21 protein-coding genes are annotated in these 20,723 nt (G+C 72.6%); 7 read left to right on the forward strand and 14 right to left on the reverse strand.

Annotated features, from left to right (window positions below; translation table 11 throughout):
* The first annotated feature begins 105 nt into the window (after window positions 1-105).
* From ACQEVB_RS30550 to ACQEVB_RS30570, 5 genes are all read left to right on the forward strand, one after another.
* Complete coding sequence (locus ACQEVB_RS30550) at window positions 106-969, forward strand: LLM class flavin-dependent oxidoreductase (protein WP_432978777.1); 864 nt, start codon at window positions 106-108, stop codon at window positions 967-969.
* A gap of 232 nt (window positions 970-1,201) precedes the next feature.
* Window positions 1,202-1,918, forward strand: a complete 717-nt coding sequence (locus tag ACQEVB_RS30555) for an ABC transporter ATP-binding protein (RefSeq protein WP_432978780.1) — start codon at window positions 1,202-1,204, stop codon at window positions 1,916-1,918.
* Entirely contained in the window at window positions 1,915-3,303 is a 1,389-nt protein-coding gene (locus tag ACQEVB_RS30560) for an ABC transporter permease (RefSeq protein ID WP_432978783.1), read from the forward strand. The genes ACQEVB_RS30555 and ACQEVB_RS30560 overlap by 4 nt, the downstream gene beginning before the upstream one ends.
* A 355-nt stretch (window positions 3,304-3,658) precedes the next feature.
* On the forward strand, window positions 3,659-4,021 hold the full coding sequence (locus ACQEVB_RS30565) for a cupin domain-containing protein (RefSeq protein ID WP_432978786.1): 363 nt from the start codon (window positions 3,659-3,661) through the stop codon (window positions 4,019-4,021).
* A gap of 108 nt (window positions 4,022-4,129) precedes the next feature.
* On the forward strand, window positions 4,130-4,696 hold the full coding sequence (locus tag ACQEVB_RS30570) for a dihydrofolate reductase family protein (protein WP_432978789.1): 567 nt from the start codon (window positions 4,130-4,132) through the stop codon (window positions 4,694-4,696).
* Window positions 4,697-5,078: 382 nt separating this feature from the next.
* Here ACQEVB_RS30570 and ACQEVB_RS30575 read toward each other — a convergent pair whose 3' ends face one another.
* Window positions 5,079-6,086: an RNA polymerase subunit sigma-70 gene (locus tag ACQEVB_RS30575; protein ID WP_432978792.1), complete on the reverse strand. Its 1,008-nt coding sequence runs from the start codon at window positions 6,084-6,086 to the stop codon at window positions 5,079-5,081.
* Between the two features lie 89 nt (window positions 6,087-6,175).
* Window positions 6,176-6,877 (reverse strand): aspartate/glutamate racemase family protein, encoded by a 702-nt coding sequence (locus ACQEVB_RS30580; protein WP_432978795.1) that lies wholly within the window; start codon window positions 6,875-6,877, stop codon window positions 6,176-6,178.
* Window positions 6,878-6,950: 73 nt separating this feature from the next.
* Between ACQEVB_RS30580 and ACQEVB_RS30585 the strand changes: the two genes are divergently transcribed.
* Window positions 6,951-7,907 carry a LysR family transcriptional regulator gene (locus ACQEVB_RS30585; RefSeq protein WP_432978798.1) on the forward strand — a complete coding sequence of 319 codons (957 nt, stop codon included), beginning with the start codon at window positions 6,951-6,953 and terminating at the stop codon, window positions 7,905-7,907.
* 19 nt (window positions 7,908-7,926) lie between these two features.
* Here the strand turns inward: ACQEVB_RS30585 and ACQEVB_RS30590 are convergent, their stop codons facing one another.
* The 10 genes from ACQEVB_RS30590 to ACQEVB_RS30635 form a co-directional block, all read right to left on the reverse strand.
* A complete protein-coding gene (locus tag ACQEVB_RS30590; RefSeq protein WP_432978801.1) occupies window positions 7,927-8,406 on the reverse strand; it encodes a DUF1203 domain-containing protein in 480 nt (159 codons plus the stop codon).
* 124 nt (window positions 8,407-8,530) lie between these two features.
* Window positions 8,531-9,271 (reverse strand): tyrosine-type recombinase/integrase, encoded by a 741-nt coding sequence (locus ACQEVB_RS30595; protein WP_432978804.1) that lies wholly within the window; start codon window positions 9,269-9,271, stop codon window positions 8,531-8,533.
* The gene (locus ACQEVB_RS30600; protein ID WP_432978807.1) at window positions 9,268-9,744 is read right to left on the reverse strand and encodes a protein-tyrosine phosphatase family protein; all 477 of its coding nucleotides are present in this window, start codon (window positions 9,742-9,744) and stop codon (window positions 9,268-9,270) included. The genes ACQEVB_RS30595 and ACQEVB_RS30600 overlap by 4 nt, the downstream gene beginning before the upstream one ends.
* A 24-nt stretch (window positions 9,745-9,768) precedes the next feature.
* Window positions 9,769-10,809, reverse strand: coding sequence for a Gfo/Idh/MocA family protein (locus ACQEVB_RS30605; protein ID WP_432978810.1), 1,041 nt, complete (start codon window positions 10,807-10,809; stop codon window positions 9,769-9,771).
* Window positions 10,806-11,804 (reverse strand): ABC transporter permease, encoded by a 999-nt coding sequence (locus tag ACQEVB_RS30610; RefSeq protein WP_432978813.1) that lies wholly within the window; start codon window positions 11,802-11,804, stop codon window positions 10,806-10,808. Before ACQEVB_RS30610 ends, ACQEVB_RS30605 begins: the two co-directional genes overlap by 4 nt.
* On the reverse strand, window positions 11,801-12,766 hold the full coding sequence (locus ACQEVB_RS30615; protein WP_432978816.1) for an ABC transporter permease: 966 nt from the start codon (window positions 12,764-12,766) through the stop codon (window positions 11,801-11,803). The genes ACQEVB_RS30610 and ACQEVB_RS30615 overlap by 4 nt, the downstream gene beginning before the upstream one ends.
* Window positions 12,759-14,276 carry a sugar ABC transporter ATP-binding protein gene (locus tag ACQEVB_RS30620; RefSeq protein WP_432980671.1) on the reverse strand — a complete coding sequence of 506 codons (1,518 nt, stop codon included), beginning with the start codon at window positions 14,274-14,276 and terminating at the stop codon, window positions 12,759-12,761. Before ACQEVB_RS30620 ends, ACQEVB_RS30615 begins: the two co-directional genes overlap by 8 nt.
* Window positions 14,277-14,286: 10 nt before the next feature.
* Window positions 14,287-15,384 (reverse strand): ABC transporter substrate-binding protein, encoded by a 1,098-nt coding sequence (locus ACQEVB_RS30625; protein WP_432978819.1) that lies wholly within the window; start codon window positions 15,382-15,384, stop codon window positions 14,287-14,289.
* Between the two features lie 180 nt (window positions 15,385-15,564).
* Complete coding sequence (locus ACQEVB_RS30630) at window positions 15,565-16,344, reverse strand: DeoR/GlpR family DNA-binding transcription regulator (protein ID WP_432978822.1); 780 nt, start codon at window positions 16,342-16,344, stop codon at window positions 15,565-15,567.
* 419 nt (window positions 16,345-16,763) lie between these two features.
* A complete protein-coding gene (locus ACQEVB_RS30635) occupies window positions 16,764-18,230 on the reverse strand; it encodes a rhamnulokinase (RefSeq protein ID WP_432978825.1) in 1,467 nt (488 codons plus the stop codon).
* A 67-nt stretch (window positions 18,231-18,297) separates the two neighbouring features.
* On the opposite strand from ACQEVB_RS30635, the gene ACQEVB_RS30640 reads away from it, so the two are divergent.
* Window positions 18,298-18,897, forward strand: a complete 600-nt coding sequence (locus tag ACQEVB_RS30640) for a CGNR zinc finger domain-containing protein (protein WP_432978828.1) — start codon at window positions 18,298-18,300, stop codon at window positions 18,895-18,897.
* Here ACQEVB_RS30640 and ACQEVB_RS30645 read toward each other — a convergent pair.
* Together ACQEVB_RS30645 and ACQEVB_RS30650 are read right to left on the reverse strand one after the other, a co-directional pair.
* Window positions 18,848-20,011: an epoxide hydrolase family protein gene (locus ACQEVB_RS30645; protein WP_432978831.1), complete on the reverse strand. Its 1,164-nt coding sequence runs from the start codon at window positions 20,009-20,011 to the stop codon at window positions 18,848-18,850. The genes ACQEVB_RS30640 and ACQEVB_RS30645 overlap by 50 nt on opposite strands.
* A gap of 73 nt (window positions 20,012-20,084) precedes the next feature.
* Window positions 20,085-20,720: a TetR/AcrR family transcriptional regulator gene (locus ACQEVB_RS30650; RefSeq protein WP_432978834.1), complete on the reverse strand. Its 636-nt coding sequence runs from the start codon at window positions 20,718-20,720 to the stop codon at window positions 20,085-20,087.
* Between the last annotated feature and the right edge of the window lie 3 nt (window positions 20,721-20,723).

Below are 20,723 nucleotides of genomic sequence, written 5' to 3' on the forward strand. Positions count from 1 at the left end.
GATGAACGGTGTGTGAGATCTACGCCGGGCTCCGCCGGGATGCCCCTCACCGACGGTCCCGGAACCCATGGAACCAAGGACCCCTTCGGCACGACCAGACGTCGCGTGATCACCATTACGGAGACCCGCCCGCAGCGGGAGAACGGGCTCACCCTGGCCGGGCTGCCCGTGGGCTACCTCGTGCACGTCGCCGGCACCGGCGGGCCGGCGCACGTGTACCGCGAGACCGTCGAGCTCGCGATCGCGGCAGAGGAGCTCGGGTTCGCGTCCTTCTGGGTGGCACAGCACCGCACCCCGGCCGCGGGAGGTCTGCTGCCCTCACCACTGGTCATGCTGGCCGCGATCGCCGCACGGACGTCGAAGATCCGGCTGGGGACCGCGGTGATCGCCGCCGCGCTGGAGAACCCCGTCCGCCTCGCCGAGGACGCCGCCGTCGTCGACACCCTGAGCGGCGGCCGGCTCGAGCTCGGATTCGGCGCCGGCAACGATCCTGCGGCCTCGGCCCGGTTCGGGCGCGACCACGCCCGCCGACACGACGACTGCCTCGCGGTGATCGACCAGGTGTGTCGCGCGTTCGAGGAGACCACGCTCGTCCCTGCCGTGCCGGACCTGCGACGACGGCTGTGGTGGGCGACCGGATCACCGGACGGCATCGACGCAGCCGCGGCACGGGGCATCGGCATCCTCTCGGGCCGCCCCGACGACCAGGCCGCCGCCGGGCTGGCGCGCTACCGGACCGCCGCCACCGAAGGACGGGTGGCCGCGTGCCGCATGCTCGCGGCGGGAGAACCGGCCGCATCGCTGCTCGACCGGTGGGACCGGGACCCGGCCCGCGCCTGGGCCGGCGAGGTCGTGGTCCAGACCCAGCCGTCCGACACCCCCTTCGACGGACACCTCGACACCCTGCAGCGACTGAGCGCCGTCGCAGCTGCGCGACCCGCCGTCGCCGCCGTTTCGTCGGCCGGGTGATCTCGTCCGATCCGCCTGGTCCCAGGAGGCGGAGGATCCCCGCGACGGGTCCGCGTGCTGCACGGCGACTCCGACGGTCAGATCACGCCTTCGCCCCGGCAGGTAGCCGGGCTCTCGACCTCGACCCGTACCCCAGATCGACGGCGAACCACGCCATGGCGAGCAGCGCAGCCGGTGCGACCGTGCCTGAACGGCCCTGCCGCGCGGGTCCCGCAGCCTCGATCATCGACGCGTGCACGCCGCGGCCGTGGACGTCCGCGATCTGGTGGTCGAGCTGGGCAGGAGACGGATCCTGCACCAGGTGAGCTTCGACGTGCCGGCCGGGCAGGTGACCGGGCTGCTCGGCCCCAGCGGGTGCGGGAAGACCACGCTGATGCGCAGCATCGTCGGGATCGCCCGGATCACCGCGGGCAGCGTCACGGTGCTCGGCCGGCCGGCCGGCGCCGCCGACCTGCGGCGCCGCATCGGCTACGTCACCCAGGCCGCGTCGGTGTACATCGACCTGACCGTCCGGGCGAACGTGCGGTACTTCGCCACCCTCTACGGCCGTGATCGGGCGGCCGCGGACGCCGCGCTGGCCGACGTCGCCCTCGCCGACCGCGCGGACCAGGTCGTCGGCACGATGTCGGGAGGCGAGCGGGCCCGCGTCTCCCTGGCGTGCGCGCTGGTCGCACGGCCGCAGCTGCTCGTCCTCGACGAGCCGACGGTCGGGCTCGACCCGGTCCTGCGACGCGATCTCTGGGCCTTGTTCCACGAGCTCGCTCGGGCGGGCACGACCCTGCTGGTCTCCAGCCACGTCATGGACGAGGCCGACCGCTGCGAGCAGCTCCTGCTCATGCGGGAGGGCCGAGTGGTCGCCGTCGGGCCGCCCGACGAGCTGAAGGCACGCACCGGGGCGGCCGACATCGAGGGCGCGTTCCTGCGGCTGGTCGAGGGGCGCGGGCGGTGAACCCGCGCATCGTCGTCGCGACGGCCGGCCGGGTGCTGACGCAGCTGCGCGCCGATCGCCGCACCGTCGCACTGCTGCTGGTGGTGCCTGGTGCGCTGCTCGCGCTGACCCACGAGATGATCGACTCGCGGCCCTCCTTCGACCGGCTCGCGCTCGCCCTGCTCGGGGTCTTTCCCTTCACCACGATGTTCCTCGTCACCAGCGTCGCCATGCTGCGCGAGCGCACCAGCGGCACCCTCGAGCGGCTGCTCACCACTCCCCTGGCGAAGCTCGACCTGCTCCTCGGCTACGGGATCGCGTTCGCCCTCGCCGCGACCGTGCAGGCCGGGGTCACGTGCGCGGTCGCCTACGGCCCGCTCGGCCTGCAGACGCCGGGCAGCGCCGGGATCGTCGCCGGCGTCGCGGTGCTCGACGCGGTCATGGGCACGGCGGTCGGGTTGCTCGCGAGCGCGTTCGCGACCAGCGAGTTCCAGGCCGTGCAGTTCATGCCCGCGGTCGTGATGCCGCAGGTCCTGCTGGGCGGGCTGTTCGTGCCGCGGGAGCAGATGGCGGACTGGCTACAGCACCTCAGCGACGCCCTGCCCCTGACCTACGCGATCGACGCGCTGCACGAGGTCGGGTCGACGTCGCTGGTGACCTCGACGCTGCTGCGCGACGTGGCCGTCGTGCTCGTCACCACGCTCGTCGCGCTCGGGCTCGCCGCAGCGACGCTGCATCGCCGGCAGGGGCCGCTGCCGCAGCGCGCCCGGCGAGTGCTCGTCGCCGTGCCCGCGGTGCTCGCGCTCGCCGCCACGAGCGCCGGCGTCGTGGCGATCGTCGGCTCGCGTGACTGGGTCGTGTCCGACGACGCCCGCATCGACGGCGTCGCGCTGCCCATCCGCGCCCCCGCCAGCGGCACCCTCGTCGAGTGGTCCCTGAGCAGCGGCACCACCGTGCGCGCCGATCAGCCGGTGGGCCGGATCGAGATGGACACCGGGTTCGCGCGGGCCCGCGCCGTCGTGCGGGCACCCGCAGCCGGCACGGTCGTCACGACGGACGTGTCGTCGGGTACCTGGGTCACCGCAGGCACCCGGCTCGCCGTCGCCACCGACCTCTCCCGGGTACGGGTGGTGGCACACATCGACGCCGGCCTCGCGACACGGCTGCGCCCGGGCCAGCCCGCGACGATCACCGTCGACGCCTACCCGGCGACGGCGCTCGACGGCACCGTCGCCGAGATCCGCGACAGCACCGCGACCGCCACCGAGCCGCTACCGGCCGCTACGTCCACCGGGGCGTTCGAACGACCCGCCCAGGACGTCCCCGTGCACCTGACGATCACCGACCCCCGTGGGCTGGCCCTCCTGCCCGGCATGACCGCGCACGTGCGGATCCACACCGGCTGATCGATGCGCGACCCCGACGGATCCGCGTCAGCGCGATGACGTGGTCATCGCCGCGTGGAGTGCCGTGGCGGCGCTCCGTCATCGACGAACGCAGCACGGCGGCAGCCGCCACCATCACCGGGATCAGAAGCACGTCTCCACGGTCGGGGATCGAGGGGCGGCCTGCCCCTGATCGGACGCCACAAGGGTCACCGTTGCCGCTTCGTAAGGTTTGCGTCCGCGGTCAGGGCGTAGCGTGCCGAGGGCTCGCACACACCACAGGAGACGCTCCTGAGCAGCAGAAACGCATGTGCCCATGCTCACGAGCGCCATTCGCAGCCGGACATCGGTGTCCGGTAGGACGGAGGAGATCCCCGTGGCAAGCATCGAGACGAAGAGCATGGACAGCCCCGACGAGACGCGGACCCCGGACAAGACGGCCGTGAACGTCGTCCACCTCGGCGACGCGAGCGTCGCCCGCCTCACGGTCCAACCGGGCTGGAGGTGGTCGGAGTGCATCAAGCCCCTGGTCGGCACGGAGAGCTGCCAGGCCACCCACCTCGGGTACGTCGTCTCCGGGCGGATGCACATCGCCGCCGCCGACGGGACCGAAGCCGACCTCGGCCCGGGCGACACCTACTACATCGCCCCGGGCCACGACGCCTGGGTCCTCGGCGACGAACCGGCCGTCGCGCTCGAGTTCGAGAGCAAGACGGCCGCGACGTTCGCGAAGGCCTGAGCAGTCACCGGCGCGTGCACCGGAATCCGGTGCACGCGCCGTACCGCGATCAGTTCTCCGCGCAGCACCCGTCTGTACGTGGGAGACCTACTCACGGAGGGCTGACGGATGCGGAAACTGATCTTCGCCATGAACGTGTCGCTGGACGGCTACATCGCCGCGGCCGGCGACGACATCAGCTGGGGCGGGCCGCCGAGCGACGAGCTGTTCCAGTGGTGGCTCGACCAGGAGCAGGCGACCGGCCTGACGCTGTACGGGCGCAAGCTGTGGGAGACGATGAGCGCCTTCTGGCCGACCGGCGACCAGCAGCCCGACGCGACGAAGGCGGAGATCGAGTTCGCGCGGAACTGGCGGGACACGCCGAAGGTGGTGTTCTCCTCGACGATCGCCGCGGTCGACTGGAACACCCGCCTGGTCACCGGCGACGCGGTCGCCGAGATCACCCGGCTCAAGGCCGAGGACGGCGACCCGATGAGCATCGGCGGCGCAACGCTCGCCGGCGCGGCGATGCGGGCCGGCCTGATCGACGAGTACGTGCTCGCCACCTGCCCGGTTGTGGTGGGCGGCGGCACGCCGTTCTTCACCGCGCTGGACAGCTGGGTGAACCTCAACCTGGTGGAGACGCGGACGTTCCCCGCCGGCGTGGTGATGACCCGGTACGAGACGAGGCGATGAGTACGCCCGTCACGGATCATGCCCATGATCACCGACGGTTCCGAGGCGCGGGGTGGCGGTGATCAAGGGCAGAAGGTCGCCCAGCCGGCGCGAACAACAACCTTTTGCCCTTGATCACCGCAGAACCGCGCCGGCGAGGCGCACCCGAGCCGGGCCGCGGACGGCCACCCGAATGCGGTGATCCGGCCCACCGAGAGCACCGCACCCCGCGGTGCCCCCACGCGGTGATGGTGATCAAGGGCAAAAGGTCGCCCGGCCCGCGCGAACAACGACATTCTGCCCTTGATCACCGCAGGCCCCGCACCAGCCTCGCGCAGCCGCCACCCCGAGAACACCGAACCTCGGCACCCCGGCGCGGCGGTGACCCACGGGCAGAACGTCGCTACAGCGTCGCGGGCAGGCCCAGCCATGGCATGTCGGAGGCGTCGAACCCGGTGATCTCGGCGATCGCCCCGTCGACGATGCGGAGGACCGAGACCGCGAACAACCGGTGCTCCGGGTCGTCGGGCGCGCGGAGGTAGAGGGCGGCGGCGGGCATGCGGTTGACCGTCGTGGGGACGCCGCGCCAGTCGTCGTGGCCACGCTGGAAGAGCCCGCCGGTGACCCAGCCGTCCACCGCGTCCTTCGCCGTCGCGACCGACGTGCCCCGCTCGGGCAGCATCACGAAGTGCAGGTCCGCGCGCAGCAGCGACGTGAGGCCGGCGAGGTCGTTGCGCTCGTGGGCGTCGATGTACGCCCGCACCACGCCGCGCTCGTCGTTCGACAGCTCGTGGGTGGCGGGGCTGCGCCAGTCGAGACGGCGGTCGGGCAGCTGCTCGCGCATCGTCGTGCGGGCCCGCTGCAGCGCGCTGGTCACCGACGCGACGGTCAACCCGAGTGAGTCCGCCACCATCGCCGCCGGCCAGCCGAGGACGTCACGCAGGATGAACACCGCCCGCTGCCGCGGCGGCAGGTGCTGGACGGCGACGATGAACGCCAGCTCGATCGTCTCCCGGGCCAGCACCGACTCCTGCGGGTCCTCAGGGAGCATGCGGTCGGGGTACGGCTGCAGGTACAGCACCTCGGATCCGGCGTCCGCCACGGTGGACGGCACGGGTGCGCGGGAGTTGCGCCGGTCGAGGAAGTCGAGGCAGGCGTTCGTCGCGATGCGGTACAGCCACGTCCGCAGCGCAGCGTGGCCCTGGAACGACTCCCGCTTGTGCCACGCCCGGAGGAACGTCTCCTGCGTCATGTCCTGGGCGTCCTCGTAGTTGGCGAGCATGCGGTAGCAGTGCACGTGCAGCTCACGCCGGTGGCGCTCCGTGAGGAGCGCGAACCGAGCCGTGTCCCCGGAGCGCGCCGCCGCGATGAACGTGGCCTCGTCGGCGCCCGTCGGTATGGCGTCGGTCATGGTCGTCGATCCTTCCACCGGTGTGCTGGGACACCGGAACAGACGATCCGGCGGCGGATTCCTGATCGGTGCCGGCCACGGCGGCGGTACTACGTCGCGGCGAGCCCCAGCGCGCGGTCGAGTGCCGCCTCGCAGTGCAGCGTCGTGGTCGGGAAGACCGGCACGTCGAGGTGTTCCTGGGCGATGCTGAGCTCGAGCTCGGTGCACCCGAGGACGATGCCCTCGGCCCCGGCGGCGACCAGCGACCGGGAGATGGCGATCAGGCGGTCGCGGGACGCGGGCTCGACCCGTCCCACGCACAGCTCGTCGTAGATGATCCGCTGCACCTCGTTCCGGTCCGGCGCGGACGGGACGAGCGATCGGACGCCGTGCACCGCGAGCCGGTCGCGGTAGAACGACTGCTCCATCGTGTAGCTCGTGGCGAGCAGGCCGACGCACGTCAGGTCGGACTCGGTGACCGCCGCCGCGGTGACGTCGCCGAGGTGCAGCACCGGGATCGTGACAGCGGCCGCGACCTCGTCGTAGACCTTGTGCATCGTGTTCGTCGCGATCAGGACGAACGCGGCCCCGGCAACCTCCAGTGACCGCGCCTCCTCCGCCAACGCCGCGGCCGCTGCGGCCCAGTCGCCGTCCGCCTGCATCTGCGCGATCGATGCGAAGTCGACGGTCGCGACCCGCAGCCGAGCGGAGTGCAGCCCGCCGAGCCGGGCGCGAGCGCCCTCGTTCAGCAGGCGCAGGTACTCCGCCGTCGACTCCCAGCTCATGCCGCCGAGGACCCCGATGAGTTCCATGACGTCCAGGGTCGACCACCTCATACGAAAGGAGAATGCCGAGTTCGTTGCATCACCTGTCAGGATTCGTGACATGTCGCTGCTCGACCTGGACCCGCGAAGCCTCGTCGTCCTGCACCTCGTCGAACGCACCGGCTCCTTGTCCGCGGCGGCCCGTGAGCTCGGCTGGACGCATCCGGCCGTCAGCCAGCACATCAGGCGACTCGAACGGGCCGCCGGGTGCGTCCTGGTCGAGCGGCACGGACGCGGTGTCCGACTCACCGCCGCGGGAGTCGTGCTCGCGCGGCACGCCTCGGTCGTCGCGGCGACCCTGACCGCTGCCCGGGACGGCCTGCCCGACCTGGCGCGCGGCCACGTCCCCCGGCTTCGGGTGGCCGCGTTCCCGACCGCCTGCGCAACCCTTCTGGTCGACGCCGTCGCCGCGCTCGCCGACGCCGACCTACGGGTCGAGGTGCGGCAGGCCGAGCCACCCGAGGCGCTCGCAGCGTTGGAGGACGGTGCGGTCGACGTGGCGATCACGTTCCACGACGCGCCACCCCGGGGCGCCGGCGTGACGGTCCTCGGACGCGACACCGCCGTCGTGGCCCTGCCCGCCGCACACGTGCCGGCCGGCCAGGACGTCGTCGCGGTGCAGGACCTCGGGTCGACCCCCGTCCTCGCCGGGTGCCCGGTCTGCCAGGAGCGGTTCCTGCGCCACTGCGCCCGCGAGTCGTTCCGCCCGGTCCTGCACCACCAGGTGACCGACGACTACGTCCTGATGCAGGCCATGGTGGCGGCCGGGCAAGGCGTAGCCGTCCTCCCCGACCTCGCCCTGGCCGCACACCGGCGCGACGACATCACCACGCTCCCGCTGGACCCGCCGCTGGACCGGGAGATCGCGGTCAGCCTGCCGGTCGGGCGCGCCGGCTCGCCCGCCGCCGGGCGGTTGCTCGACGAGCTGACCCGGCTCGCCCCCGCGGTGCTGGCGCCGCGACCGACGAGCCCAGGTGGTGAGCCGGCGATGCGGTCACCTCGCCCGGCGCCTGGCTGACGCAGGTCGCCCCAGCCGGTCAGGCAGAGGCGGGACGTACGAGGTAGGTGAAGCACTGCGCGGTCGCCGAGCGGACGTGCACCTCCCGCAGCCCGGGCACGGCGAGCAGTTCGTCGAGCGCGGGCGCGATGTCCTCACCCTCGCCGACGGTGCGGATCGCGTCGTAGTCCAGTGAGCCGTCGCTGTGGTAGCCGCGCAGGACGCGCGGCCCGGTGCGCAGTTCGGACGGCAGGCCCGAGCCCTCGTCGTAGCCGGGGCAGGGCCCCGCGTGCACGAACACCGGACCGACCTCCCGCCACGGCGACTGCTCCCGCAGCGGCGCGTGCGAGATCAGCACCACGTCGTCGTCCGGGGTGGCCGGGCGGAGGCAGCAGCGCAGCGGCGAACCGGTCGCCGCGAACGGCTGCGGCGCGTTTCCGGCGACGTCGCGGCCGGTGCGCCGCAGCTGCGCCAGCTCGTCGGAGGGGATGGCGTGGACGGTGTAGGTCGGCGTCGTCATACCTTCACCCTGGCCCGCCGGCCGGCCCATCTCTGGCGGAGATCGGACGCCGGAAGGGCAGTCGGTGATCCCGCGGTCCCGGCGCGCCATGATCACGCCGGCGCCGGCGCCCCCCCTTCAATGATCAGGGAACGGACGCGGCGCGGAGGCTCCGCGGGTTCACCGCGTCGGGATCCGGCAGGTCGGCCTGCCGGGCCACCCGGCGGACGAGTCGCCATGCCGTGGGCTGCGTCATCCGTGCTCCGGTGCCGGTGCGGAACAGCGGCCCGCTGATCCGGTCGCGCAGGTGCGCGCGCATCGCGCGCACGGTGGCTGCGGTCAGCTCGACCGGGCCGCCGGCGATGCGCAGGACTGCCCGCCCCCGGTGCTGACCGAGGTCCTCGACATCGCAGTCGAGCAGCTCCGAGACCCGCAGGTCGGTGCTGGCGAGCAGCTGGATGAGCGCGGTCGCGGCGGGATCGGGGGCGGCGGCCGCGAGCAGCCGGTCGACGATCTCCCTCGAGACCGTGGAGCGCGGCCCGTCGACCTCACGGGGCCGCGCCACCTCCGGCGCCGTCGTGCGCAGCCCCTCCGCGACGAGGAACCGGTGCCACGACGCGACGGAGGCGAGGCGGCGGGCGACGGTACGGGGCCGTTGACCGGCGGATTCCAGGCTGCGCCGCCACGCGTCGACGTCGTCGGGTCCGGCGAGGGTCGGGTCCACGCCCGTCCCGGCGCAGTGCGACAGCCACGAGGTGAGGTCCGCGACGTATGCGCGGCGCGTGTGGTGCGAGGTGAACCGCGCGAGCCACCGAGCGGCGGCGCGCTCGATCTGCGCAGTGGCCACCTCGACCACACGGACCGCCGGGCCGGTCGACTCCCTCATCGGTCCCGCGCGGCGAACCACTCGATCCAGCGTCGTTGCGCCCGGGTCTCGACGGCGTGCCGACGGTAGTTCGCGCGCACCCACGCGACGGCGGTCTCGGGCGGCTCGCCGGCGAGCGTCGCCATGCAGGCGAGGACCGTGCCGGTGCGGCCGTTCCCGCCCCCGCAGGCGACCTCCACCCGCGTGCCGGAGCGAGCCAGCTCGAACGCGCGCTCGATCTGCTCGGCGGCCTCGGCGGGACGGCGGGGGGTGCGGAAGTCCGGCCAGTCGATCCACTCGGCGGGCCAGTCGGTGCGGAACGGGCGGCGCCGGAGCCAGGCCCGCCCTGCTCGATCGGGTGGGCTACCGAGGTACAGGCCGAACTGCGGCGCCGGACCCGGTGGCAGTGGCTGCCGCCGTCCCCGGCCGCGCACCACGGTGCCGTCCCCGAACACGACCTCGCCGACCGGTCCCGGCTCGTTCTCGTCGTTCACCGGTGCATGATAACTGGTCGATTATCATGCAGTCCCGCGGCGGCTGAGTGGACCTGCTGCGATCCCCGCCCCGCCGTCGGACGGGGGCGTGGCCACGCGCGTCCCCGTCTCGAACGACTGGATGATCGCGTGGGCCAGCTGCAGTGCGCGGCGACCCGCTTCGGCGTGCACCGGCGGCGGCGCGCCCTGGACGAACGCGGGGATCAGCTCGTCGAGGTGGCGGTCGAACGTGGCGTGGAAGCCGCGGTCCCGGTCGTTGAAGTAGCCGGCCTGCCAGACCTGGCTGATCTCGTTGCGGGCAGGAGTGAAGGTGAAGCGGCGCACCGTGTCCTCGACGAGGATCCGCCCGTCCAGCCCGTTGATCTCCAGGTGGTGGGTGCCCGGGTAGGCGTAGGACGAGTCGTAGGAGCCGACCAGCGAGCCGACGGCACCGCCGGCGAACTCCAGGGCCACCGCCAACGTCGAGTAGCCGCGGCCCGTGGCGTCGCTCATCTGCGCCATCACCGACACGATCGGCCCGCAGAGGTGTTCGAGCTGGTCGAGGCCGTGGCACTGGGTCTCGATCAGGTTGGCGTGCGGGTTGCTGCTGGTGCCGGGTTCGCCGCCGAAGCGCCAGGCGGCGAACGTCAGCTGCCCGAGCCGCCCGTCGCGGATCGTCTCGGCGGCCAGGCAGAGCGGACGGGCGTAGCGGTGGTTGAAGTTGATCGCGAAGAACAGCTCGCGCTCCGCGGCCTCGGCCAGCAGCACGTCGGCCTGCGCCAGGTCGAAGACCAGCGGCTTCTCCACCAGCAGCGGGAACCCGGCCCGGATGATCTGGAGCGTCGGCGCGAAGTGCCCCTCGTTGGGCAGGCACACCGACACCAGGTCGGGGCGTTCGCGATCCAGCATCTCGTCGATGTCGGTGTAGGCCGCCACGCCGAACTCCCGCGCGCGCTGCCGCGTGCGTTCCGGTGTGCGACCGGCGACGGCGCACAGCACCGCGTCGTCGCGGGACGAGAACGCGATGGCGTGCTGGCGGCCCCACCAGTCGCCGGTGCCGACCACCGCCACGCGGATGCCTGTCACGGAGGGCTCCCCTTTCCGGTGCGTCGTCTGCTCAGCCGGGTCTGGATCAGCACGACGACGAGCAGGAACACCCCGCTGACGAGCTGCTGGAAGTAGGCGTCGAGCGTGCCGACCTGGTTGATGACGTTCTGGATGACCTTGAGCAGCAGCGCGCCGGCGAGCGTGCCGACGAGCCCGCCCGCGCCGCCGCTCAGCAGCGTGCCCCCGATGACGACGGCGGCGATCGCCTCGAGCTCGCGGCCCTCGCCGATGGTCGGCAGCCCCGACGACGTCTGCGCCGCGACCAGGATGCCGGCGAGCGCGGCCAGCAGCGCGCTGAGGACGTAGACGGTGACCTTCACCCGCGCGACCGGCAGCCCCATCAGCTCGGCGCCCTCCGGGCTGCCGCCGATCGCGTACACGGACTGGCCGAACCGGGTGCGGGCCAGCACGACGAGCCCGACGGCGAACACCACCAGCGCGACGACGACCGGCATGCCCACCCCGAGGAGCTTCGCCTGCCCGATCCGGGTCAGCGCGAGGTCGGCCGGGATCAGGTAGATCGTGTTGCCCTCCTGCGAAGCGGCGAAGGCCAGGCCGCGGGCCAGCAGCAGGGTGGCGAGCGTGACGATGAACGGTGCCATCCGGGCCTTGCCGACGAGCAGCCCGTTGACCAGCCCGATGAGCCCGCACACCACCAGCGGGAGCGCGACCGCCGCGAGCGAGCCCCATCGCGCCCCGTACGCCGCGAGCACACCCGCGAGGGCGAAGACCGAGCCCACGGACAGGTCGATGCCGCCACTGATGATCACGAACGTCATCCCGATCGCGATGAGGACCAGGTAGGAGCTGTCCAGCGCGATGTTGCCGAGGTTCCCCGCGGCCAGGAACCTGTTGCCGAACGCGCCGGTGCCGACGATCAGCACCAGTACCAGCACGATCGGGGCCCCGCCGCGGCGGGCGAACCCGGCGATCCGGTCGCGGCGCTCGGCCCGGGCGAGCGCGGTGGCGGTCATGTCCCGCCCCGATCGCGCTGGACGTACACCGCGCCGACGATGATGACCGCCTGGATCATGCGCGCCACCGAGTCCGGCAGGTCGTGCTGGATGATCGTGGCGGCGATGAGCTGCATCAGCAGCGCGCCCGCGAGGGTGCCGACCACCCGCACCTGTCCCCCGGCCAGCGGGGTGCCGCCGATCACCACCGCGGTGATCGCGCTCAGCTCGATCAGCAGTCCGACGAACGAGGGGTCGCTCGCGCCGAGCCGGGCGGTGTTGACCACACCGGCCAGCCCCGCGAGCAGCCCACTGAGCACGTAGACGGCCAGCAGCGTGCGACGCACGGGCAGTCCGGCGATCGTGGCGGCCGTCGGGTTGCCGCCGATCGCGACCACCCGCCGGCCGAACGTGGCACGGCGCACCAGCACGACAACGACGACCGTCAACGCGGCCGTGACCAGCAACGTCACCGGGATGCCCGCGGCGGAGCCGTTGCCGATCCAGCCCAGCGTGGGATCGAAGATCTCGACGAGCCGACCGTCGGCCAGCACGAGCGCGAGCGCCCGTCCGGCGACGAGCAGGCCGAGCGTGGCGATGATCGGCTGCACCCCGAAGACCGCCACCACCGTGCCGTTGACGAGCCCCACGAGCCCGCCGACCGCCACTGCCACCGCGATGGCGGGCCACGGCCCGTACCCGAGGTAGAGCGGGAGGACCGCCGCCGCGAGCGCCATGCTCGACCCGACCGACAGGTCGATGCCCTTCGTCGCGATCACGAGCGCCATCCCCAGCGCCACGATCGCGATCGGCACGACCTGCACGAGCTGCAGCCGCAGGTTCGCGACGGTCGCGAAGTTCTGCGTGAACAGCAGGTTGAACCCCAGCAGGAGGGCGAGGGCGACGTACACGCCGTGGTCGGAGATGCGCCGCAGGACGACGGCGGTCCGGGCGGGAGCGGCAGCGGCGGCGGTCTCAGCCATCGGCCGCCCCCGCGATCGTGGTCATGATCCGGCGCTCGCTGATGTCGTCACCGGTGAGCACGCCCACGAGGGCGCCGTCGCGCAGCACGAGCACCCGGTGGGCACCCTCGACCACCTCCTCCAGCTCCGAGGAGATCAGCACGACACCGAGCCCGGTGCGCGCGAGCTCGTCGATCAGGGCCTGGATCTCGGCCTTCGCGCCGACGTCGATGCCGCGGGTCGGCTCGTCGAGCAGCAGCACCCGCGGATGCAGGCAGAGCATCCTGGCCAGCAGCACCTTCTGCTGGTTGCCCCCGGACAGGTCGCGGACGGGCTGGTCGGGGCTCGCGATCTTGATGCGGAGCCGGCGGACGAACACGTCCACGATCTCGTCGCAGCGCCGGTCGGACACGAAGCCCGCGCGGGCCAGCCGCGGGAGCGCGGCGAGGACGATGTTGTCGCGCACCGACAGTCCGGGCACGATCCCTTCGGCCTTGCGGTCCTCCGGCACCAGCCCGATCCCGGCCGCGATCGCGGCGGCGGGCGACCAGCGCCGCACCGGCACGCCGGCGACGTCGATGCGGCCGGCGTCGAGCGGGTCGACGCCGAACAGCGCGCGGGCCGTCTCGCTGCGGCCCGACCCGAGCAGCCCCGCCAGCCCCACCACCTCGCCTTGATGGACGTCGACGTCGACCCCGGCGAGCGCGTGCCGCCGGGCCAGTCCGACGGCCCGCAGCACGGGGTCGCCCTGCGGGCCCTCGCCCGCCTCGCCGAACCGGGTGAGCCCGTGCTCGCGGACGTCGTCGACGCGGCGGCCGAGCATCATCGCGACCAGACCGAGGCGGTTGGTGTCGGCCACCCGTCCGGTGTGCACGCGACGCCCGTCCCGCAGGACGGTGACCTGCTGCGCGAGCCGGAACACCTCGTCGAGCTTGTGCGTGACGTAGAGGACCGCGATGCCGTCGGCGCGCAGCATCCCGATCACCTCGGCGAGGCGGTCGACCTCACGGGGTTCGAGCGACGACGTCGGCTCGTCCATGATCACGACGGAGGCTTCGGTCGACACGGCCCGGGCCACGGCCACCATCTGCTGGACGCCGACGCCGAGCTCGCCGAGGGTGCGCCGGACGTCGACGGGGACGCCGTACCGGGCGAGCACGTCCCGCGCCTCGCGGTGCATGCGGGCGAAGTCGATCAGCCCGAACCGGTTGACGGGCTCGCGGCCGAGGAACAGGTTCCGCGCCACGCTCATCTGCGGGACGAGGTTCAGCTCCTGGTAGATGGTGCTGATCCCGGCAGCCTGGGCGTCGCGCGGCGCGGCGAACTCGACCTCCCGGCCGTGCAGCCGCACCACGCCGCCGTCCGGCCGGTGGACGCCCGTGATGATCTTGATCAGCGTCGACTTGCCGGCCCCGTTCTCCCCGACGAGCGCATGCACCTCCCCCGGGCGCAGCTGGAGCGACACCCCGTCCAGGGCGAGCACCCCGGAGAAGTGCTTGCTGACCGCACTCACCTCGACCGTCACGGCGATCCCCGACCGGTCAGTACGCGTTCGCCAGCTCCGACTGCGCGTTCTGCTTCGTGTACTCCTTGTCGGAGATGATCGTCTTCGCCGGCACGCCCTTGCCGCCGTAGAAGTCCTCCAGCGCCTGGAAGGCCAGCGGCCCGAAGCGCGGGTTGGACTCGATGACGCCCGCGATCCAGCCGTCGACGATGCCCTGCACGGCACCCTGCGTCCCGTCGATGGTGATGATCTTCACCGCCCCCGGCTGCTTGCCCTGCGCCTTGAGCGCCGCGACCGCGCCCAGCGCCATCTCGTCGTTCTCGGCGTAGATCGCGGTGATGTCCGGGTTGGCGGAGATCAGCTGCTCGGTGACGGCCCGGCCCTTCTCGCGCGTGAAGTCCGCCGTCTGCTCGGCCACGACCTTCAGCCCGGACTTCTTCGCGGCCAGCTGGTCCTTGAAGCCCTGGGTGCGGTCGACCGTGACGTTGACGCCGGACGCACCGAGCAGGATCGCGACGTTCCCCGTACCACCGGTCGCGGTGATCATGGCGTCGGCCGCGCGCTTGCCCTGCTCGACGAAGTCGGAGCCGATCCAGCCGATGAAGTCGGTGCACGCCGTCTTCGACGTGAGCAGGCGGTCGATCGTCATGATCGGGACCTTGGCGTCCTGCGCGGCCTTCAGAGCCGGGTCGAGCCCCTCGGAGTTGAGCGGCGAGATGATGAGCACCTTGGCGCCCTGGGCGATCATGCTCTGGATGTCGGCGATCTCCTTGTTGAGGTCCGACTGCGCGTTCGTGGTGACCAGCTTGATGCCGCGCTTGGCCGCCTCGTCCTTGATCGACTCCGTCTCCGTGATGCGGAACGGGTTCGCTTCCTTCTCCGACTGCGCGAAGCCGACCGTTGTCGTCTTCAGGTCGAGCTTGGGCACGCCGCCGTTGTAGGTGTCGGCCGTGCAGAGCTTGCCGCCGGCCCCGGTCGTCGACTGCACCTGCTGCCCCGCGCCGGCGCCGCCACCAGGACCCGCGGGCGCCTCCGCGGGCCGCGCGCAGGCGACGGTGAGCAGGAGCAGCGCCGCGGTGGCGCCCGCCGTCCTGATCCCGGCAGTTCTGGTGAGTGGCCGCCTCGACCGATGCATCAGGGACGTTCCCTTCGCTCGCGGAACCGATCTCGGCGCATGCCGGGGCTCCGCAGCGCACGGCTGCCGCAGCCCCACTGCTGCCAAGTTGTGATCGCTTCTGACGCGATCGCAGGCACTATTAGGCGACTTCGTTCATGAAGTGTCAATACCTGGAAGATGATTCCAGGTCGGGTCTGGTCAGCCCGGGTCGGCGACCAGCACCTCGACACCCGCCGCGACGAGCGCGCGGAGCGTGGCGGGGTCCGCGTTCGGGTCCGTGATCAGGATGTCGATCCGGTCGGTCGGCACCGTCTGGCACATCGTGTCGCGCCCGATCTTGGTGTGGTCGGCGAGCACGATGACCTGCTGTGCCGACGCCACGAGCGCCATGTCGGTGGCGGCGGCGAACACGTTCGGCGTGGTCAGGCCGCGATCGACCGTGACGCCGTCGCCGGACACGAAGACCTGCGCGCCCCGCAGGCCCTGCAGGCTCTGCTCGGTGAGGGGCCCGACGAAGGCGTTGATCGAGCGGCGGAGGGTGCCGCCGACCATGATCAGATCGATATGCTCCGCGTCGAGCAGCTCGTTCGTGACGGGGACCGAGTTGGTGACGACGGTGAGTGACTCGACCTCGGCGAGGTGGCGCGCAGTCTCCGCCGTCGAGCGGCCCGGGCCGAGCAGGATCGCGGTGCCGGGCGCCACGAGCTCGGCAGCTCGGCCGGCGATCGCCGAGCGCGCCGCCGCGACCGGGTCGTCAGCGGCACCGACCGGCGCGGATGCGGGCGGGCGCGCTGCGCCGTCGAGCCGGCCGGCACCGCCGCGCGTGGCCGTGAGCAGGCCTTCCGCGACCATGACGCGCAGGTCCCGGCGGACCGTCGACTCCGAGATGCCGACCACGTCGGCCAGGTCGTGGAACGACACGTACCCGCGCATGCGGACGTGCTCCAGGATGCGGCGGCGCCGCTCTGCGATCAACATCGACGACCATCCGCCCGACTCACCGTGTACTGCAGTGCCGCACCGTTGTAGCAGAAGTTGTCACTATTTGTCATCCAGTGTCGCACGAGCGCGGACGAGGTGCGTTGGCGATCGGGGCGGTCGTCGCCGGGGTTTGGGGGCCGGGGTTGGCGGTGATCAAGGGCAAAACGTCGTCCGCAGAGATCAACGAGCAACACTTTGCCCTTGATCAGCGCCAGTTGGCTGTTCCCGCGCGGGGCCCCACCGAGTCCGCCCCGGTCCCGTGTCGTGCGGGTGGCCTGACCGCTGCCCACGTCCCCCCGGTCCTGGCACGCCGCGACGGCGGCCCGAGGGCGCGTGTGTTGATCATGGGCAGAACGTTGTACTTCGATCTTGCGGAGCGACGTTTTGCCCATGATCAACGACATCCGGCCGGTGGATCACAGGGCCGACGCCCCGGGATCTGCGAGCAGCCTCCGGAACCGCCCGTAGGCGTCCTCCGCCGCCCCGCGCCGACCGGCCGGATCGTGGCTCCGTAGCGGGAACGACGCGCGCACCACGGCGCGGATGTCGGCGAGGCCGTCGAGGCGGCCGTCCGCCATCGCCTGCACCAGCAGGTTCCCGACGCCCGTGGCCTCCACCGGGCCGGCCACGACGGGGCGGCCGGTGACGTCGGCCGTCAGCTGGCACAGCAGGGAGTTGGCCGCTCCCCCGCCGACGACGTGGACCACGTCGACCGGGCGTCCCACCAGCGCGGCCGCCTGGTCGAGGACCCACCGGTACTTGCAGGCCAGGCTGTCGAGGACGCACCGCACCACCTCGCCCTGCGTACCGGGCACCTGCTCGCCGGTGGCCCGGCACCGGGCCGCGATCAGCGCCGGCATGTCGCCGGCGCCGAGCAGGCTGGGGTGGTCGGGGTCGATCAGGCTCCGGTAGGGCTGCGCGCGGTCGGCGGCCGCGACCAGCGCCGCGTAGCTCGGCCCCTCCCCTGCAGTGGTCCAGGTGCGGCGGCACTCCTGCAGCAGCCAGAGCCCGTTGACGTTGCTGAGGAAGCGGACGGTGTCGCCGACGCCGACCTCGTTGCCGAAGCGGGCGAGCCGGGCCGCGGGTGTGGTGATCGGCCGCGGCAGCTCGAGGCCCACCACCGACCACGTCCCGCACGAGACGTAGGCGAACGTCTCCCGCTCGGCCGGCACCGCCGCCACGGCACAGGCGGTGTCGTGCCCGGCGACCGCGACGACCCCCAGCTCGGCCGGAAGGTCGACCCGGGACGGACCGACGGGTGTGCCGGGCTCGACGATCTCCGTGGCGAACAGGCACTCGGGCAGCCCGAGCCGCGTGATCACCGGGGCCGCCCAGCGCCCCCGATGGATGTCCCAGAGCTGCCCGGTGCTGGCGATGGTCTGCTCGGCGACCGGCCGGCCGCTCAGCCAGGACGCGAACAGGTCGGGGATCGTGGCGAGCCGCCGCGCCTGCGCCAGTGCCGGCGAGCCCTGCATCGCGAGCAGCTGGCAGGCCATCGTGATGGGGAGGAACTGGGTCCCCGTGACGGCGTACAGCTCGTCGGCGTCCACCCGGCTCAGCAGCCGCTCGACCATCCCGGCGGTGCGGGACGTGCGGTGGTGCCACGGCGTGGCGAGCAGCGCGCCCGCGTCGTCGAGCAGGCCGAAGTCGTTGCCCCACGCGTCCACCCCGACGCTGCGGGCCCCGCGGCCGGCGCCCTTCGCGATGCCGTCGAGGGCGTCGGCGTAGAGCGCGTCGATGTCCCAGTACAGCCCGTCGGGTCGGCGGATCGGGACGTTCGCGAAGCGGTGGACCTCCTCGACGGCGATGCGCTCCCCGTCGAACTCCCCCCGCAGCACCCGCCCGCTCTCCGCGCCCAGGTCGACGGCGAGGTAGGCGGGCACGCCCCCAGCCTAGGTCGGCGGCGGCGGTGTCACACAGCGCTCAACCGTAACCGGCTAAGCTGGTTCAATGCCTGCTCGGTTCCCGGACTTCCGCCTCGGCACCGTGCTGGCGACCAGCTTCACGGGAACGCTGTCGGAGCGTCGGGGCAACCCCGTGGAACGCATCCCCACCCCGCAGCGACTGGTCGACTGGTTGGCGGTGAGCGGCCTCGCCGTGGACTCCTGCACCACCGCCCAGCTCGAACGCGCCTGTGAGCTGCGGGAGTCCGTCCACGCTGCCGCAACGGCGGCCGCGACCGGCGACCCGCTCCCCGTGCCTGCGGTCGACGTCATCAACGACTGCAGCGTCCGGGGTCGAGCCTCGGCCGTCCTCACCCCGGCCGGAGAACGTCGATGGCTGCTCGACTCGGTGGAGGACGCGCTCGGCGTGATCGCCGCCGATGCGATCAGCATCATCGCCGGCGAACGGGACGGGAAGCTGGCCCTGTGCGCGTCACCGACCTGCCGGGCCGCCTTCTTCGACACCAGCCAGAGCCGCACCCGCCGGTGGTGCGACATGAACACGTGCGGGAACCGGCAGAAGAAGGCGCGCTTCAACGCCGGCCGCCGCGGACGGGTCACCGACGAGCCGCCAGCACGGCCGCGAGCCCTTCCCGCAGATCGTTGACGAAGTAGTCGGGCACCTCCAGCGACGGGAAGTGTCCGCCGGTGTCGGGCGTCCGCCACCGGACGATCTGCCGGTACCGCTCCTGCGCCCACGGGCGCGGGTACTTCTCGATGTCGCGCGGGTACGTGGTGATCGCGGACGGGACGTCGACCCGGAGCTCGGGGTCGAGCGAGTTGTGGCTCTCGTAGTAGATGCGGGCCGCCGACGCACCGGTCCGGGTCAGCCAGTAGAGGGTGACGTCGTCGAGGATCCGGTCGCGGGAGATGGTCTCGAACGGGCTGTCCGCGGTGTCCGACCACTCGGCGAACTTGTCGAGGATCCAGGCGAGCAGCCCGACCGGCGAGTCGACGAGCGAGTAGCCGATGGTCTGCGGCCGCGTCGCCTGCTGCTTCGCGTACGCCGCGCGGTGGCGCCAGAAGTGGTGCGTCTCCTCGGCCCACGCGCGCTCGACGGCGGTCAACCCGTCCGTCGTCATCCCGGGCGGTCCCGCCGCGAACGTCGAGTGGATGCCGAGTACGTGCTCCGGGAACCGCCCGCCGAGGACCGTGGTGATGTTCCCGCCCCAGTCGCCGCCGTGGGCCAGGAACTCGTGGTAGCCGAGGCGCCCCATCAGCTCCACCCACGCAGCCGCGATCTTCTCGGTCCCCCATCCGGTGGTGGCGGGCTTGTCGCTGTAGCCGAAACCCGGGAGCGACGGGACGACGACGTGGAACGCCGGCGCGCCCGGATCCGGCGGATCCGCCAGCTCGTCCACCACGTCGACGAACTCGGCGATGCTGCCCGGCCAGCCGTGCGTCAGCACCAGCGGCGTGGCGTCGCCGCGTGGGGATCGCCGGTGCAGGAAGTGGATCCCCAGGCCGTCGACGGTCGTGCGGAACTGGCCGATGCGGGCGAGGCGGTCCTCGAACCACCGCCAGTCGTACCCGGTGCGCCAGTGGTCCACGACGTCGACGAGGTCGGCGAGCGGAACCCCCTGGTCCCACCGACCGGGCCCGGGTGCCACGGTCTCGGCCTCCGGCAACCGCGCCGCAGCCAGCCGCGCGCGCAGGTCGTCGAGATCGGCATCGGTCGCGCGAGCGTCGAACTCCTGCACGTCGTCGACGGGGCGGAGCATGAGACCTCCAGTCGTTGGAACCAGCTAAGACGGTTCCACCATGCCCGCACTGCCCCCGGCGTGCAACTCGGCGCTACAGCGCGTCGACGGCGAACAGCTCGCGCAGGACGGCGGCGGTCATCCAGTCCGCGACGGCGCTCCGGCTCCAGTGGAGCTCACGGGTGAGCTGGCTGTAGAGCTGCGGCCCGGTGAGCACGAGGAGGATGTCCCGGGCGGCGCTCGGCGCGAGGCCGGGCCGCAGCGGATGCTTCTCGGCGAGGACGCGGACTAGGTGGTCGTTGCCGTCGCGGCGCAGCCGCTCGTTGTGCTCGTAGGCCGCGCGGGCCGTCGAGTCGCCGAGCACGGCCCACACCAGCGGCGCGGCACGCTCGAGGAGCTCGACGGTGCCCTCGACCAGAGCCCGGACCGCGACGGCGACGTCGTCGGTCCGTTCGACCGTGCGCCACCACTCGGTCTGGTGCGGGTGCAGGGCGTCGGGTCCGAGCACGACGTGCTCGTAGGTGGCCTGGAGCAGGTCACCCTTCGTGCGGAACGTGAAGTACACGGTCTGGACGGCGACGCCGGCGTCCCTGGCCACGGCCTCGACGGTCGTGTCGCTGTAGCCGCGCTCGGTGAAGGCCGCCAGCGCACTGTCGAGGATGCGCCGCCGGGTGGCCTGGGCCTTCTCCTTGCGGCTCAGGCCGGCAACACCTCTCTTGACAGCACCCACGCC

This window comes from Pseudonocardia sp. CA-107938 (assembly GCF_050936315.1).
Lineage (GTDB): Bacteria > Actinomycetota > Actinomycetes > Mycobacteriales > Pseudonocardiaceae > Pseudonocardia.